Origin of the sequence: Sorangium sp. So ce185 (assembly GCF_051526825.1) — a bacterium.
In the GTDB taxonomy this organism is placed as follows: Bacteria; Myxococcota_A; Polyangia; order Polyangiales; family Polyangiaceae; genus Sorangium; species Sorangium cellulosum_D.
Genome location: NZ_CP150316.1, coordinates 8,221,350 through 8,236,067, shown reverse-complemented (window position 1 = coordinate 8,236,067; position 14,718 = coordinate 8,221,350). Strand labels below are relative to the sequence as shown.

At 71.8% G+C, this 14,718-nt stretch carries 15 protein-coding genes; 8 read left to right on the top strand and 7 right to left on the bottom strand.

The window, feature by feature from the left end; all coding sequences use genetic code 11:
- Positions 1-6 precede the first annotated feature (6 nt).
- Positions 7-246, top strand: coding sequence for a hypothetical protein (locus WMF26_RS30200; RefSeq protein WP_437995522.1), 240 nt, complete (start codon positions 7-9; stop codon positions 244-246).
- A gap of 80 nt (positions 247-326) precedes the next feature.
- Here the strand turns inward: WMF26_RS30200 and WMF26_RS30195 are convergent, their stop codons facing one another.
- Together WMF26_RS30195 and WMF26_RS30190 are read right to left on the bottom strand one after the other, a co-directional pair.
- Positions 327-1,595: a dicarboxylate/amino acid:cation symporter gene (locus tag WMF26_RS30195; RefSeq protein ID WP_437995521.1), complete on the bottom strand. Its 1,269-nt coding sequence runs from the start codon at positions 1,593-1,595 to the stop codon at positions 327-329.
- Positions 1,596-1,620: 25 nt separating this feature from the next.
- Complete coding sequence (locus WMF26_RS30190) at positions 1,621-2,784, bottom strand: M20 metallopeptidase family protein (protein ID WP_437995520.1); 1,164 nt, start codon at positions 2,782-2,784, stop codon at positions 1,621-1,623.
- A gap of 143 nt (positions 2,785-2,927) precedes the next feature.
- On the opposite strand from WMF26_RS30190, the gene WMF26_RS30185 reads away from it, so the two are divergent.
- The 3 genes from WMF26_RS30185 to argC all read left to right on the top strand — a co-directional run bounded on the left by WMF26_RS30185 (position 2,928) and on the right by argC (position 4,606).
- Positions 2,928-3,140: a YgaP family membrane protein gene (locus tag WMF26_RS30185; RefSeq protein WP_437995519.1), complete on the top strand. Its 213-nt coding sequence runs from the start codon at positions 2,928-2,930 to the stop codon at positions 3,138-3,140.
- Between the two features lie 134 nt (positions 3,141-3,274).
- On the top strand, positions 3,275-3,538 hold the full coding sequence (locus WMF26_RS30180) for a hypothetical protein (RefSeq protein WP_437995518.1): 264 nt from the start codon (positions 3,275-3,277) through the stop codon (positions 3,536-3,538).
- A 114-nt stretch (positions 3,539-3,652) separates the two neighbouring features.
- Complete coding sequence (gene argC, locus WMF26_RS30175; protein ID WP_061625575.1) at positions 3,653-4,606, top strand: N-acetyl-gamma-glutamyl-phosphate reductase; 954 nt, start codon at positions 3,653-3,655, stop codon at positions 4,604-4,606.
- Positions 4,607-4,686: 80 nt separating this feature from the next.
- Here argC and WMF26_RS30170 read toward each other — a convergent pair whose 3' ends face one another.
- Positions 4,687-5,112, bottom strand: a complete 426-nt coding sequence (locus tag WMF26_RS30170; protein ID WP_437331833.1) for a YciI family protein — start codon at positions 5,110-5,112, stop codon at positions 4,687-4,689.
- Between the two features lie 237 nt (positions 5,113-5,349).
- Positions 5,350-6,318 (bottom strand): LysR family transcriptional regulator, encoded by a 969-nt coding sequence (locus WMF26_RS30165; RefSeq protein ID WP_437995517.1) that lies wholly within the window; start codon positions 6,316-6,318, stop codon positions 5,350-5,352.
- Between the two features lie 76 nt (positions 6,319-6,394).
- Here WMF26_RS30165 and WMF26_RS30160 point away from each other — a divergent pair, with 76 nt between their 5' ends.
- The 3 genes from WMF26_RS30160 (at position 6,395) to WMF26_RS30150 (ending at position 9,982) form a co-directional block, all read left to right on the top strand.
- Complete coding sequence (locus WMF26_RS30160; protein ID WP_437995516.1) at positions 6,395-7,060, top strand: glutathione binding-like protein; 666 nt, start codon at positions 6,395-6,397, stop codon at positions 7,058-7,060.
- A 300-nt stretch (positions 7,061-7,360) separates the two neighbouring features.
- Positions 7,361-7,960, top strand: a complete 600-nt coding sequence (locus WMF26_RS30155; protein ID WP_437995515.1) for a hypothetical protein — start codon at positions 7,361-7,363, stop codon at positions 7,958-7,960.
- A gap of 351 nt (positions 7,961-8,311) precedes the next feature.
- On the top strand, positions 8,312-9,982 hold the full coding sequence (locus WMF26_RS30150) for a hypothetical protein (RefSeq protein ID WP_437995514.1): 1,671 nt from the start codon (positions 8,312-8,314) through the stop codon (positions 9,980-9,982).
- 92 nt (positions 9,983-10,074) lie between these two features.
- On the opposite strand, the gene WMF26_RS30145 is transcribed toward WMF26_RS30150, so the two are convergent.
- A complete protein-coding gene (locus tag WMF26_RS30145) occupies positions 10,075-11,235 on the bottom strand; it encodes an STAS domain-containing protein (protein WP_437995513.1) in 1,161 nt (386 codons plus the stop codon).
- 223 nt (positions 11,236-11,458) lie between these two features.
- The gene (locus WMF26_RS30140; protein ID WP_061624222.1) at positions 11,459-12,256 is read right to left on the bottom strand and encodes a class I SAM-dependent methyltransferase; all 798 of its coding nucleotides are present in this window, start codon (positions 12,254-12,256) and stop codon (positions 11,459-11,461) included.
- A gap of 430 nt (positions 12,257-12,686) precedes the next feature.
- Between WMF26_RS30140 and WMF26_RS30135 the strand changes: the two genes are divergently transcribed.
- On the top strand, positions 12,687-13,100 hold the full coding sequence (locus tag WMF26_RS30135) for a lectin (RefSeq protein ID WP_437995512.1): 414 nt from the start codon (positions 12,687-12,689) through the stop codon (positions 13,098-13,100).
- A gap of 3 nt (positions 13,101-13,103) precedes the next feature.
- Here WMF26_RS30135 and WMF26_RS30130 read toward each other — a convergent pair whose 3' ends face one another.
- Complete coding sequence (locus WMF26_RS30130) at positions 13,104-14,651, bottom strand: monooxygenase (RefSeq protein WP_438002464.1); 1,548 nt, start codon at positions 14,649-14,651, stop codon at positions 13,104-13,106.
- Positions 14,652-14,718 lie beyond the last annotated feature (67 nt).

Here is a 14,718-nt window from a genome sequence, read left to right as displayed (position 1 = left end):
CCCACCATGAAGACGCAGAAGAAGAACCAGCCAGCGAAGACCGCAACGACCGCAACCCGGCAGGAGACGCCAGCCCCGGCTGCCGAGCGGGAAGCGAAGGAGTCGCCGGAGGGCGATCTCGTCGGCGGGGCTGCCGAGGGCGCGCTCGTCGGAGGTCTGCTGGGAGGCGGCGGCGGCGCGGCCGCGGGCGGCGCCGCCGGGCTGATCGGCGGTGTGCTGGGCGAGGACGACGACTCCGGCTGGTGAGGGGCGCCGGTCCTCGGGCGCCGCGCGCGAGAGCGCCCTGGCTGCTCGGGCGTGAGCGGCGCCTCCCGGAGCGCACCGGGTCAGGCGCCTGCGGGCGTCGCGGGCGGCGCGGCGTCCGCCTGCCGCTCTTGCCAGGCCGGGCCGTCGAGGAGGCGGGCCACCATCATGCTGCTCACGTTGTCGCCGACCGCGTTGACCAGCGTGGCCGGCGGATCCACGAGCGCGCCGACGGTGGAGATGATGGGCAGCGCCTCCATCGGAAACCCGAAGAGCGAGACGATCACCAGCTCTCCGATGAATCCCCCGCCGGGGACGCCGCTCATCACGGTGCCGCTCAGGAGCGCGACCCCCAGCACGGCCAGGTACGTGTCGGCTCCGCCGAGCTCGCGGCCGAAGACGCCGAACAGCAGCGCCGTCTTGAGCACCGCCGAGAGGCACGAGCCCTCCATGTGGATGGTCGCGCCGATCGGGATGACCACCTCCGCGATGTCGTCAGGCACCCGGGAGCGCCGCGCCGCCTCGAGGTTCGCGGGGATGGCCGCCATGCTGCTCGAGGTCGCGAGCGCGGTGAGCGCCGGCGCGGGGATGTTCTTCCAGAACGCCCTCGCCCCGCGGCCGCGGCCGGCGAGCCACGCGTAGAGCGTGAAGGCGAGGAAGAAGTACGCGGCGGCGAGCGGGTAGAAGAGCCCGACGGCGCGCACGTACGACTGGAGCAGCGTCGGGCCGAAGGCGCCGACGAGGTGCGCGAAGTAGGCGCCGAGGCCGATCGGCGCGTAGTACATCACGAAGTCGACGAGCTTGAGCATCACCTCGTTCGCCGAGGCGAGCAGGCGCGCGACCGGCTGGCCGCGCTCGCCGGCGGCCGTGGTCCCGAGGCCGACCAGGAAGGCCATCACGATGAGCGGCAGCACGTTCCTGCGGGAGAGCAGGTCGCCGAAGTCGGGGACGCTGACGGCGCCCACGAGCTGATCGCCGAGGCTGACCGGCGCGACCTCCGGTTTGCCGGGCAGCGTCACCTGCAGGCCTTCGGCGGGCGGGTAGAGCGCGACGGCGGCGAGCATCAGCGCCGAAGCGACAAGGCCGGTCGCGACGAAGACGCCGAGCATCGCGGTCACGATGCGCCCGAGGCGCCGCAGGCTGCCCATGCCCGCCACCGCGGAGGAGATGGAGAAGAAGATCAGCGGCACGACGAGGGTGAACAGGAGGTTGAGGAAGAGGTCGCCGAGCGGCTTGAGCACCGCCGTGCGCTCGCCGAGCGCGAGGCCGAGCCCGGCGCCGGCGGCGATCGAGGCGAGCAGGAGGAGGGTGAAGCGGTGGGCCGTGAGGAGGGGCCGCAGCGTTCTCGTCATCGCGGCCGCCAGCATGCCGGCCGCGTCACTCCGGCCTGAGCGCGAAAAGTGCCGCCCTGGTGAAAATTTCCGCGATGAGCCCGATCGCGCGCTCATCGAGGTCGAACGCGTGGTGATGGTGCGGCGCCGCGGTCGGCCCGCCCGCCCCCACCGTGAAGAGGCATCCAGGAACGCGGCTCGTGAACTCCGAGAAATCCTCGCTGACCGTGAGCGGCCCGGGATCCATGACCTCTGCGCGCTGCGTCGCCCGCGCCGCGGCCGCGACCAGATCCACGGGCGCTGCGGCGTTGGCCGTCACGGGCGAGCTCGACAGCACCCTGAACTCGCACGAGGCCCGCAGCGCCGAGCACACCCCCGAGGCGATCCCCTGGATGCGGTCGAGCGCGTGCTCCCGGCTCTCCTGCGAGAACCACCGCACCGTACCCTGGAGCGCCACGCGCTCCACGACGACGTTGGCCGCGTTCCCGCCGGAGATGGCCGAGATGCTCACGACGAGCGGCTCGCCCGGCTTCGTCTCGCGCGAGACGATCGACTGCAGCGCGGTCACGACCTGCGCCGCCGTGTAGATCGGATCGACCGACAGGTGCGGCAGCCCGCCGTGGCCCGCCTTCCCGACCACGGCGATCTCGAACGTGTCGATCCCCGCGAAGAACGGCCCGGGCCGCGTCGCCACCACCCCGAACGGCAGGGGCGAGATCACGTGCGCGCCGAGCGCCTGATCGACGCCGTCGAGCGCCCCCGCCTCGATCATCTGCAGCGCGCCGCCCGCGAGCTCCTCCGCGGGCTGGAAGAGGAAGCGCACCCTGCCGGCGATGCGGTCCCGGCGCGCCGCGAGCAGCGTGGCCGCGCCGAGCAGCGCGCTCACGTGGGCGTCGTGGCCGCACGCGTGCATCACGCCCCTCGTCTCGGACGGGAAGTCGTGCCCCGATTGCTCCTCGACCGGGAGCGCGTCCATGTCGGCGCGCAACAGCAGGGTGCCGCCGGCGCGCTCGCCCTCGAGGTCGGCGATGACGCCCGTCCCGGCCACGCCGGTGCGCACCGACAGGCCGAGCCCGCGCAGCCGCTCCGCGACGATCTGCGACGTGCGCACCTCCGTGTAGCCGAGCTCGGGGTGCCGGTGCAGATCGCGCCGCACGGCGACGAGATCGCGATCGAGGAGCTGCACGTCCCTGCTCAGGTCATCGGCCATGCCGCGATGGTACCACCCGCCTCGACGCGCCGCGCCGGCGACCGCGTCGCCCGCGGCCCGCGGGGCGAGCTTCGCGCCGGTGACGATTTCCTGAATCCTTCGCCCCGCGCCGGGGCTTCTCCGGGCGAACGATGGAGGAGCGCATGAGACGCAATGTGGGAAAGATGGATCGCCTGTTCCGTGGTCTTTCGGCGCTGGCCCTGCTGGCGTGCGCCTGGGCGGCGCCGCTGCCGCTCGCGGCGCGCCTCGGCGCGCTCGGTCTGACGGGCGTGTACCTGCTGTTCACGGCGCTGTCGGGCGCGTGCCTCGGGTACGCTCTGCTCGGCAGGTCCACCTGCCGGCTCCGGTCGGGCTGAGGCGCTCGATGGACGCGTCGACGTCACACGAAAAAGCCGGCTCCACCGGGCGCGGCAGCTCGTCCGGGCGGAGGTCCTCCGGCGGGAGGGCGCGCCACCCGCGCCTCCCGCGCGTAACGGAGGAGGGTAGGGGCATGTTCGCGAGCAAGAGCCTCGCGGCGCACGTCGCGCGCGGGGCGATCGGCCTCGGGGCCCTCGCGGCCTCGGCGCTCCTCGCGCGGGATCTCCTCTGGGCGTCGATCGCGCTGCTGCCCGTCGCGCTCGTGGCGCTGCGCGGATGCCCGATGTGCTGGACGGTGGGGCTGATCCAGGTGGTCGTCGCCAGGGCGCGCGGGGAGCGCCCCGAGGGGGTGTGCGACGACGGCGGGTGCGCTGGAGGGCCGGCGGGGCGCGGGTGAGCTCTCGTGGTGCCTCCGGAGCTCGGCGCGCATCCGCGAAAGGCGCCGATCCGGCCGCCCCTCGGGCGCGCGAAGCGCTGGTCCCGGGGGCGCGCTCGGCGTATGGAAACGCCCATCATGCATCGGGTGTTCATCGACGGGCAGGAAGGGACGACGGGGCTCCAGATCCGCGAGCGGCTGCAGGGCCGCCGCGATCTCCAGCTGCTCGAGATCGATCCGGAGCGGCGCAAGGACCCGGCGGCGCGCCGCGCGATGATCAACGAGGCGGATCTGCTCATCACGTGCCTGCCCGACGACGCCGCCCGCGAGTCCATCGGGATGATCGAGAACCCGAGCACGCGCGTCATCGATCCGAGCACCGCGCACCGCACCGCCGACGGCTGGGTGTACGGCTTCCCGGAGCTCCGCCCCGGGCAACGCGAGGCCGTCCGGCGCGCGCGGCGCGTCGCCGTCCCCGGGTGCCACGCGACCGGGTTCCTCGCGCTCGTGGTCCCGCTGGTCGACCAGGGGCTCCTGCCCAGGGACGCCCGCGTCGTCGCTCACTCGCTCACCGGCTACAGCGGCGGCGGGCGCAAGATGATCCAGGCCTACGAGCAGGCCGACCCGGCCCGCCGCGAGCAGCTCCGCAGCGCGCGCCCGTACGGGCTCACCCTGCAGCACAAGCACCTGCCGGAGATGCGCGCGATCGCCGGGCTCGAGCGGGCGCCGCTCTTCCAGCCGGTCGTCGGCGATTTCTACAAGGGCATGCTCGTCTCGGTCCCGCTCTTCGTGGACGCCCTGAGCCGACCGGCGACGCCCGCGTCGGTGCACGAGCTCTACGCGTCGTACTATGCCGGCGAGCCGTTCATCCGGGTGATGCCGCTCGGCGGCCAGGGCGCGCTCGACGACGGCTACCTGGGCGCCCTCGAGTGCAACGACACGAACCGACTCGACGTCTTCGTGTTCGGCAAGCCCGATCAGATCCTGGTCGTCGCGCGCCTCGACAACCTCGGCAAAGGCGCCTCCGGCGCGGCGGTGCAGAACCTGAATCTGATGCTGGGCACGCCGGAGGACACCGGCCTCGGCTGATCCCGGCCGCGCGCTGGGCGCTCGCTGTCGCGTCGGCCGGCGAGCGCCCAAGCGCCCGCCGGCGCGCCGCGGTCGACGCGTCACGCCCCCATGCGCTGCGCCGGCTGCGCCAGCATCTCGGGGAGCCCGGCCACGGCCTGGACGTCGGGGGGGAAGTCCGCGAGCTCCTGGACCTGGCGAACCTCGATGATCGCGTCTTCCGAGCCGGGGCAGCGCGAGGCCCACGCGATCGCCTCTTCCCTCGATTTCACCTGGATGATCCAGTAGCCGCCGAGCACCTCCTTCGCCTCGGCAAAAGGCCCGTCGACCACCCGGGGCTTCCCTCCGGGGAACGAGATGCGCGCGCCCATCGAGGGCGGGTGGAGGCCGTCGAGCGCGAGCAGCACGCCCGCCTTCTGCAAGGATTCGTTGTACCTCATCATCGCAGCGACCGCCTTGGCGTCCGGCATCGTGCCCGGCGCCGCGCTCTCGTATCCCCTCGGGATCATCAGCATCATGAATCGCATCGTCGTGTCTCCCTTCTCGAGCCGGGCTCGGCGCGGCCTCGACCGGCCGTGAGCCCTCGCCCTTGTCGACGCGACGAACGAGCGGACGCGAGATCGACACGGCCGTCGATTTTTTTTCTGCGTCGGCCCAGGCGAGGGCGCCCGCGCCGCCCGCCCTCACCCGTCCGTCCGGCCCCCAGCGCCCTGGCTCGGCGCCTCCGTCATCCCCCCGTACGTCCCGAGGAGCAGCTCGCCGGCTCACCCGGCGCGGGTGTAGAGCCGCGGCGCCGAGCTCTCCAGCGCGGCGCTCAGGCGCTCGGCGGCGTCCTCCGACGCGCGCCGGCAGGCGATCCGCCATGGCCGGCGCAGCGGGCCGGACGAGAGCCGCTTGACCGTCAGATCGCCGTCCCCGAGATAGCCGTGCGCCATCCACTCCGACAGGACCGCGATGCCCATGCCGGCGCGCGCCGCGTCGATGACGGCCTCGGTCAGCGGAAAGCGCAGGAACTCGAGCCTGGGCCGCCTTCGCCCGAAGACGGCGCTCATGAACCAGCGCGCCTCGGCCGGCGGCGTGTTCGACGTGATGAGCGGGACCTTCCGCAGGTGGTCGCGCGTGAGCGACCCCCGCCCGGCGAGCGGGTGCGAGGTCGAGACCACGAACACGACCTCGTCCGAGAAGAGCGGCCGCTCCGCGAGCGCGCCGCCCCCCTCGCGGGGGCCCGGCAACGAGGCGGTGGTGAGCAGCGCGACGTCGATGTCGCCCCGGACCAGCGCGCCGACCGGATCCTGGGTGTGCTCCACCGCGAGCTCCACCTCGAGGCGGGGCAGCCGGCGCCGGAGGCTCGCCATCGCCGAGGGCAGCCAGCGGTACGCCGTGTAGCACTCGCACACGAGGCGGACGCGCGTCGTCGGGGCCGCGGGCGCCGCCACCTCCAGCTCGAGCTCCCGGAGCTGCGCGAGGATGAGCCCGGCGCCCGCGATGAGCCGCTCGCCCGCGGCGGTCGGCGTGACCCCGCGCGCGGTGCGCTCGAACAGGCGCGCGCCGACCCGCTCCTCCGCCTGGGCGAGCGCCCGGCTCACGGCGGACTGCGTGATGTGCATCGCGGACGCCGCGCCCGCCGTGCTCCCGGCGGCCGCGAGCGCGACGGCGAGCTCCAGATCGCGGATCTCGAGCTGGGGCCGCGGGCCGATGGCCGGGGGCGCGGGGAGAGAAGTTATGCGTGACACGCATAGATCCTATCACGACGATGCGTTGGACGCACAGCCCCTCGAGGCGCACCTTCCTCGCCGTCAGGAGGTCTTCATGAAGCTCTATTTCTCCCCGCTCGCATGCTCTCTCGCCACGCGCATCGCGCTCTACGAGGCCGGCGCCGAGGCCTCGTTCGTCGAGGTCGACCCGAAGACGAAGCGCACCGAGGACGGCGCGGACTTCCGCGCCGTCCACCCGCTCGGGCTCGTGCCCGCGCTCGAGATCGAGGGCGGCGAGATCCTCACCGAGAACGCGGCGATCCTGCAGCTCGTCGCGGACCGGTCCCCGGAAGCCGGGCTCGCGCCGCGGGATCCGCTCGGCCGGGCGCGGCTCCAGCAGTGGCTCTGCTTCATCGGCACCGAGCTCCACAAGGCGGTCTACGTGCCGCTGCTCGACAAGGCGGCCCCGGCAGAGGTCAAGGGTTACGCGCTCGCCAAGGCGGACGCGCGCCTCGGCTGGGTGGCGGGGCGGCTCGAAGGGCGGGAGTTTCTGCTCGATCGCTTCTCGGTCGCCGACGCCTACCTCTTCGCGGTGCTCAACTGGTCCTCGGTCACGCCCGTCGACCTGAATGCCTGGCCGGCGCTCCGCGCGTACCAGGCGCGCCTGCGGGCGCGCCCCAGCGTGGCGCGCGCCTTCGACGAGGAGTGGGCGCGCTTCGTGCGGGAGACCCAGCGGCACGGGGAGAGCCTCCCCGCCGGCGCCCAGCGCGCCGTCGGGTGACGGATCCACCGCGACCTGCGCGCGCCGCACGAGATCGACGGCGGCGCGCGGCCCCGGGGCGAGCTGCCCGGGGCCGCGGCCGGACATCGCGCCGGCCGGCGCAGCGCGTCGTCACGGGAGCTGGTGCGGCATGGGGTGGCATTCCTGCTTTGGCTTTGAGCGCGGATCCGGCATCCTCTATATCGAGCTCCTCGGCTGGCGCTGAAAGGCGAGCTGCGCGCAGCGCTTCAACGAGCGTTGATCGAAGCGGCGGCCAGAGCGCCGGCGAAAGCGCCAGCAACACTCCGGGGAGACCAGTTTATGCAACTGCGGTCGGTTCTGCTCAGCGTCATCGCGTGTTCTTCCCTCTTCACGCCCGGCTGTTACCTCGGGGACGAGGGCGCCTCCGAGGAGGTCGGCGAGGTCGCCTCGCCGCAGCTGGAGCCGGACCGCTGGTCCTGGCGGCTCTTCAAGCTGTCCCTCGGCGGGGTCCCGTTCGCGAGGGCGCTGGCCATCGGCGGCGCGAACACGGGCAATTACACGGCGGACACCGAATATTGGTACGTGGATCCGGCGGCCCTCTCGGCGCTCGGAACCAAGAACATCGTCTTCACCCACAGCGGCGGCGACAGCTACCCGCCCTCGCAGCGCGGCCCGCAGAGCTTTGCGCTGCCCAGGGAGGTGCCCTGGGAGGCCTTCCAGACGGACCCGGTGAGCGGCGGAGCCCTTTACCGAAAGGACAACGTTTACCTCCGGATCACCAAGAACCAGAGCGGCCTCACCCGGCTCACGTGGTACCAGATCCTCGCCGACGGCGTCCCGAAGAACATCGTGCCTTCCGGGACGTTCGTGCCGGTGCGCGGGTCGGTGAGCGTGCCGAGCGGGCACGTGGGCTATTACATCGACCAGGCGGTCGAGTAGCGCGGCCGCGGGTTCCTGGCGTCGCGACCGGTGCGCCGCGCCGCGCTCCGGCCAGCCCTGGAGGCCGCGCATGTACGGGGTCGGGCCGCCGTGGGCGACCAAGCAGCTCGTGACTTGCGCGCTCGGGGGGCCTCGCGCGACGGGGGCCGACCGCGTGGAGGCGTACGTCTTGCGACATTCCCCGACACGGAGCGGCTCTCCCCGGCCGCGAAGGCTCTCCCCCGGTCGTGAAGCGTATCGCTCGCGCGGCACGCGGCACGAGACACGCGGCACGAGAGACGGCCGCGCGCCGTCGTCGCGCGTCCGCCGAACGCGCTTTTCGTGCGCGAGCGTCTCTGATACGAAGTCATCATGAGATACTTGCGACAACTCTTCGTCTGCTCGGTTCTTTCGGCGCTCACGATCCCGGTCGGCTGCGGACCGGAGGCGCCGGACGTCGCCGAGCAGGTTTCCGACGTTGGCTCGATCAGCCTCGCCCTGGTCGGGACCAGCGCCACGGGCGCGACCTACCGCCTATCCCAGGCGTGGTTCAACCTCTACGGTCCGACGCACCGGCTCGTCCATGGAGACGGCGACACGGCGGTGCTCACGGAGGTGCTGCCGGTCGGCCACTACGACGTCTACCTCGAGCCCGGCTGGATCCTCGAGCGGTGGACCGGCGGCGGCTACCAGCAGGTCGAGGCGACGCTGACGTCGCCGAACCCGACGCCGGTCTATATCTACGAAGGCGCGGCGGCGACGGTCGTGTTTCAGTTCCGGTCGGACGGCGATGTCATCTCCGTCGGCCAGGGGACGCTCGACATCGCCATCGGGGTCGACGACACGCCGGCGCTCAGCGAGGACACCGACGTGGCGTGCAGCAACGGCTACGACGACGACGGTGACGGGTACACGGACTGCAACGATTGGGACTGCCAGTGGCAGCCCTTCTGCGCGCCATTGCGCGAGGACACCGACGTGGCGTGCAGCAACGGCTACGACGACGACGGTGACGGGTACACGGACTGCAGCGATTGGGACTGCCAGTGGCAGCCCTTCTGCGCGTCATGGCGCGAGGACAACGACGCGGCGTGCAGCAACGGCTACGACGACGACGGGGACGGGTACACGGACTGCAGCGATTGGGACTGCCAGTGGCTGCCCGTCTGCGTGCCCTATCCCGAGAACACCGACGTGGCGTGCAGCAACGGCTACGACGACGACGGGGACGGGTACGCGGACTGCAGCGATCCGGAGTGCCAGTGGCAGCCCTACTGCCAGCCGGTGCGCGAGGACAACGACGCGGCGTGCAGCAACGGCTACGACGACGACGGGGACGGGTACGCGGACTGCAGCGATCCGGAGTGCCAGGGGCAGCCCGTCTGCACGGTGTGGGGCGAGAGCACCGACGCGGCGTGCAGCAACGGCTACGACGACGACGGGGACGGGCTCGCGGATTGCAGCGATCCGGACTGCCAATGGCTGCCCTTCTGCGCGACGCCGGCCATCCTCATCGAGAGCTTCGACGACGGAGACTTCATAAGCGGCGCGCCGTACGCCGGCATCTCGCCGCCGTTCACCGGGCCGTGGGTGGCGATTCTCGACGCGACCATCCCGTACGTCGAGCTGGTCCCGTCGGCAGGGCCCGGCACCGGGACGGCGCTCGGCGTTTACTCCCCGGCGATCCCCACCGAGTGGGGCGCCGGCGTCATGCTCGACTTCGACCCGTGGTCGGTCAACGTGGCGAGCTTCCAGGGAATCCGATTCAAGATGCGCTCCCTGTCCTACCCGATCCGCTTCGAGGTCAGCTCGATCCTCACCGTGCCCGAGGGCGGATACTGCTCGAATTGCCTCGACTATCATGGAACCGAGCTCTGGTCCGGATCCGATTGGATCACCGTGGAAGTGCGCTGGTCGGAGCTGCTGCAGCGGGGGTGGGGCACGCCGGCGGCGCTCGACCCGTGGAACGTCATGGCCCTGATCTGGCGCACGCCCGCGGGGCAGGCGGCGTCCCTCGAGCTCGACGACATCGAGCTGTTCTGAGCCCAGGCGCCCGGCCGTCCGCGGCGCCGGGCGTCCGCGCGGCGCCAGGGCTGGTGTCGCTTCCTGCGCGGCGCCGCGGGGCGGCGCGCCGGTCACGGGCTCGATCGCGGCGACGCCGGGCGCCGGCTCAGCCGCTGCATGCAGTGCGTGAGGCCGGCCCGCAGGTTGGCCTTGGTCACGATGGCGCTGAGGTCGAGCCCCAGCGCCACCATCGTTTGCGCCACGTTCGGGCGAATGCCGCAGATGATCCCCTCGGCGCCGAGCAGCTGGATGGCCCTCACGAGCTTGATCAGGTGATCGGCCACCTTCGTGTCCACGACCTGCACGCCGGTGAGATCCAGGACCGCGAAGCGCGCCGAGCGATTCGAGATCGCCTCGAGCAGGCTCTCCATCGCCTCGGCCGTCCTCGCGCTGTCGACGACGCCGATCATGGGCAGCGCCAGCACGCCGTCCCAGACCTCGATGATCGGCGCGGCGAGCTCCCGGATGACCCGCTGCTGCGCCTCGATCACGTCGAGCTTCGTCTGGAGGGCCTCGTGCGCGCGCTGGCCCTCCGTCACGTCGAGCGAGAACCCGACGACGGAGCGGACGCGCCCCGCGGCCTCGGAGAGCGGGACCATCCAGCTCTCCCACACGCAGCCGTGGACCTCCGACAGCCCGTGCACCGCCTCGCCGGCCAGCGCGCGCTCGATGCCGCCCGCCATGTCGCCGTAAAGCGCGAAGATGTTCTGTCCAACGAGCTGTCCAGGCCGATGACCGGCGGCCGCGAGCCCCTTGCCGTCGTGGTAGGTGTACGTGCCATCGGCGTCGATGGCCCACACCGCGATGGGAAGAGCGTTGATGAGCGCGCCGAGGATCCGGTCCCGTTCCCTCAGCCGGGCCAGCTCGCCCTGGGCGCCGTCGCCGGGGGGCGCGTCGCGGAACGAGCCGTAGACCAGCCCGTCCGTGCGCGCGCCGCGCACGACGCACGAGAGCGGCTTGTAGCGCTGCTCGGCGCTCAGGACGCGGCCGCGGAGCTCCACGGGGGCGGCGCCTCCGCGGACCTGCTCCCAGCTCGTCGTGAGCGTGCGGCGGTCCTCCGGGTGGAAGAGCTCTGTCAACGTGGTCCCTTGTGCGAGCGCAGGTCCGACGGCCTGGCCCAGCGCTTCGCTCCATCGCAACAGCGCGCCGTCGCCCCTCGCGACGAACAGCATCTCCGTAGAGTGGGCGATGAAATCGTCCAGCGAACCAAGCGATCCATTCGCTTCGGTCATCGTGCTCCCCTCCGCAACCGGACAGGCGAATCGCGGTTGCGCATCCGACGTTACATCGATGACCGCACGTCGATAGTAGGGGGCAATCCGGAACGCGAACCAGGGCCTGACCTTAACCCGGCCGCAGACCTCCACGACAGGGAAGCGGCGCCGCTGGCCGCCCGCCAGCGAGCGCCGCTAGGCGTACGACCGGTACATACCGGTTCGTCCGCGTCGGAGCGGCTCAGTCGCCGGCGACCTGGGTGGGAATGCCGAGCAGGTAGATCTTCTTCATCCTGCCGCCGATCACCCCCTTTTCCCATCGGTACCCTTCGTCCCCGAGCCCTCGCAAGAGCTCGTCCAGGTCCTCGAGCGTGTAGGTCCTCGCGTTCGAGACCGCCCCGTCCCAGGCGAAGCACAGCGGGATGATCGGGAAGAGGTACGTGAAGACGAGCTGCCGCGCGGTCACGGGCCTCGCCAGCGGCGTCATGAGGAGGCACATCAGGAAGTTGGCCGGCAGGGCGGTCCACCAGAGAAACGCCGGATAGCTGTTGTCGCTGATCTCGAAGATGCAGATGGGCTGTCTGCTCCTCTGGGCCGTCTCCAGGATCTTTCTCGCGCTCTCCGGTCTCATGTGGTGGAAGCTGCTGATCATGGTCCTGAGCCCCGCCGTCTCGCGGCCCACCTCGGTGGCGTCGAGCGGGGTCGTCCGGTACGACACGTTGCTCCCTTCCCGGGCGTTGATGCGCGCCGCCGCCTCCGCGTTGGGGTAGAGATCGGTGAGCGTCAGCGTGACGCCCTCGAACCCCGGCTTCTGGTTCAGGCGCTCCAGGACGTCGAGCATCGGGCCCCCGCTCCCGGAGCAGAGGTCGACGATGCTCGTGGAGCGCGACTCACGGAGCGCCCGGGCGACCAGCTCCGCCAGCTCGTCGCTCGATCCGAGCGCCCGGTGTACGGTCACGATCAGGCGCGTCATGCAGGCCCGCATCCACCCGGGAAACCAGCTGAAGTCTTCGAGCTCGAACAGATGGATGCGCTTCATGTCGTTCCTCGAGGCCGTGCGGCTCGGCCGCGCGCGGCAACGCGGATCGAGCGCTGGAGCCGTGGGCTATCGCTCGTCCGCCCTGCGGGGGATCTCGGGTCGTGGAGTGTATTCGAGTTTGCGCCGGAGCGGAGGGAGATTCGACGCGGAGCCGAGGGGCGCATCAGCGCTCGCCTCGCGGGTCGGAGCGCGCCAGCACGCCGGCCTCGGCCCGGGCGGGATCGGCGCCCCCGGCCTCCTGGCTCCGGTCGATCTCCGTGCCTTCCTGTCTCCCCGCATGACTCCGCCCAGGCTCCTCGCGGCGGGTATCCGTCACCCGTACGCTGAGCCCAGGCCGCTCCAGCCGCCGCTGGACGCACAAGCGGCCGTCTCAAGGTGTGGTATGTAGTCGAAGGTGAGATCTGGGAGTGATCGCAGCAGGGGGGCTCAAGTGAGACAGATTGTATGTTTCGTCGTCGCCGTCACCGCTGGCCTGACGTCGTTCGCCTCGATCGCCGAAGCGAAGGATAGGCTGGGTCCCAACGAGGTGCTGAACAAGGGGGATTTTCTGACCTCCAACAACAGCGTCTATACTCTCGTCTGTCAAGAGGACGGGAACCTCGTACTCTATATCAGGGGCGGCAGTCGCGCCCTCTGGGCCTCGAATACGGATGGTAAAGCGATAACCGGCTGCTTCATGCAAGCAGACGGCAACCTGGTCTTGTATGCGCACAGCGGCCGCGCGATCTGGGCGACCGGGACGCACGGGCACCCTGGCGCTCATCTCGTCGTTCAAGATGACGGAAACGTTGTTATCTATTCGCTCGAAGGGAAAGCCTTGTGGGCGACCGGGACGTATCACTGAGGCTCATGTCGTCCGCCCGATGATTACAGGGGCGATGCTGCTCGCGCTCGTCTCCTCCCGCGTCTCGTGCCCGCACCAGTACGCGAGCGCGCTCCTGAGGTCTTCGAGGCGCGCCGTGCGCCCCGACCCGTCGCTCGCCCAGGCGATATGCCCGTCCGGCCTGACCAGGAGGGCATCCACAGCTGCGAGCTCGGCCGGCGGGTCGACGAGCGTCGCCTGGACGACGTCGACGCGATCGCGGTAGGCCCCGCCCGCCGCCCGGAGATCGGCGTCGCCGGCGAGGTCGAGCAGCACGAACCGGCCCGCGTGGAGCAGCGCGTGGAGGCGCGCCGGGCCGCGCGCGGCCTTGAGGGCGCGGTCGGGCGCCCGCCCGCCGACCGAGGCGTGCGCCGGCGCGCCCTCGGCGGGGGGATACGCGACGTCGAGCGCGCTGATCTGCCCGGCGAGGCGCCGGTTCACGGCGTCGATCGCGAGCAGGTCGCTCATGAGCTCGCGGAGGGCCAGGCCGGGATCCGACAGATCCATGAGCTGCGTTTGCGCCTCCGTGTTGCGCGACAGCGCCCGGCCGACGGGGTGGCGCTCGTCATGGTAGCTGTCGAGCAGGTGGGGCGGCGCCCAGCCCTTGACCGCGGCGGCGAGCTTCCAGCCGAGGTTCATCGCGTCCTGCAGACCGACGTTGAGCCCCTGGCCGCCCATCGGGAAATGGATATGCGCGGCGTCGCCCGCGAGGAGCGCGCGCCCGAGGCGGTACCGCTCGGCCAGCCGCGTCGCGTTGCCGAACCGGGACAGCCAGCGCGCGCCGCGCATGCCGAAGTCCGTCCCGAGGATCCGCCGCACCGAGCCCCGCAGCTCGTCCAGCGTCACCGGCTCGGACCGGTCGGCGTGGGCCCGCAGCGGATCGTGCACGACGAAGCGGTGGAGCCCGTCGCCGAGCGGCACCAGGAGCACGGCGCCGGCCGGGCCCGCGAGGGAGACGGGCCGGGCGGGGCGCTCCGCGAGCTCGACGTCGCCGAGGAAGGCCGTCCGCGTCGCGTCGCTGCCCGGGAAGCGGATGCCGAGCGAGCGTCGCACCACGCTCCCGGCCCCGTCGCAGCCCGCGACGTAGCCGGCGCGCGCGCCGTAGCGCCCCTCGGGGCCCTCGACCTGCAGCGAGACGCCCCCCTCGTCCTGCGAGACCTCGACCACCGCGTGGCCGCGCAGGACCTCGACCCCGAGCTCGCGGGCCCGCTCCTCCAGGAGCTCCTCCGTCTGGACCTGCGGCAGGAACAGCGTGTACGGGTGCCGCGTATCGAGGCGCGAGAGATCGAGCCGCGGCTCGAGCACCGCGAAGTGCGCCGCCGGCACCGGGGCGCCGCGGCGCAGGAAGCGATCCACGAGCCCGCGCTGGTCGAGGATCTCCAGCGTCCTCGGGTGCAGCGTGAGCGCGCGCGACTCCTGCATCCGCGCGGGCCGCTGCTCCAGCACCCGCACCCGCACCCGCGCGAGCGCGAGCTCGCAAGCCAGCATCAGGCCGACCGGACCTCCCCCCACGACGACCACCTCGGCATCCATCGCCATCGAAGCCTCCACGTCCAACAACGACTTGAACGTTGTTAGAGTGACTCGAACGGTGTTAGAG

Excerpts from the sequence above, each read along its gene's own strand:
- WMF26_RS30195 (WP_437995521.1), bottom strand. The coding sequence starts at position 1,595 with ATGACGAGAACGCTGCGGCCCCTCCTCACGGCCCACCGCTTCACCCTC.
- WMF26_RS30145 (WP_437995513.1), bottom strand. The coding sequence starts at position 11,235 with ATGACCGAAGCGAATGGATCGCTTGGTTCGCTGGACGATTTCATCGCC.
- WMF26_RS30160 (WP_437995516.1), top strand. The coding sequence starts at position 6,395 with ATGAAGCTCTATTTCTCCCCGCTCGCATGCTCTCTCGCCACGCGCATC.
- WMF26_RS30180 (WP_437995518.1), top strand. The coding sequence starts at position 3,275 with ATGTTCGCGAGCAAGAGCCTCGCGGCGCACGTCGCGCGCGGGGCGATC.
- WMF26_RS30150 (WP_437995514.1), top strand. The coding sequence starts at position 8,312 with ATGAGATACTTGCGACAACTCTTCGTCTGCTCGGTTCTTTCGGCGCTC.
- WMF26_RS30130 (WP_438002464.1), bottom strand. The coding sequence starts at position 14,651 with ATGGATGCCGAGGTGGTCGTCGTGGGGGGAGGTCCGGTCGGCCTGATG.
- WMF26_RS30155 (WP_437995515.1), top strand. The coding sequence starts at position 7,361 with ATGCAACTGCGGTCGGTTCTGCTCAGCGTCATCGCGTGTTCTTCCCTC.
- WMF26_RS30185 (WP_437995519.1), top strand. The coding sequence starts at position 2,928 with ATGAGACGCAATGTGGGAAAGATGGATCGCCTGTTCCGTGGTCTTTCG.
- WMF26_RS30170 (WP_437331833.1), bottom strand. The coding sequence starts at position 5,112 with ATGCGATTCATGATGCTGATGATCCCGAGGGGATACGAGAGCGCGGCG.
- WMF26_RS30140 (WP_061624222.1), bottom strand. The coding sequence starts at position 12,256 with ATGAAGCGCATCCATCTGTTCGAGCTCGAAGACTTCAGCTGGTTTCCC.
- WMF26_RS30190 (WP_437995520.1), bottom strand. The coding sequence starts at position 2,784 with ATGGCCGATGACCTGAGCAGGGACGTGCAGCTCCTCGATCGCGATCTC.
- WMF26_RS30200 (WP_437995522.1), top strand. The coding sequence starts at position 7 with ATGAAGACGCAGAAGAAGAACCAGCCAGCGAAGACCGCAACGACCGCA.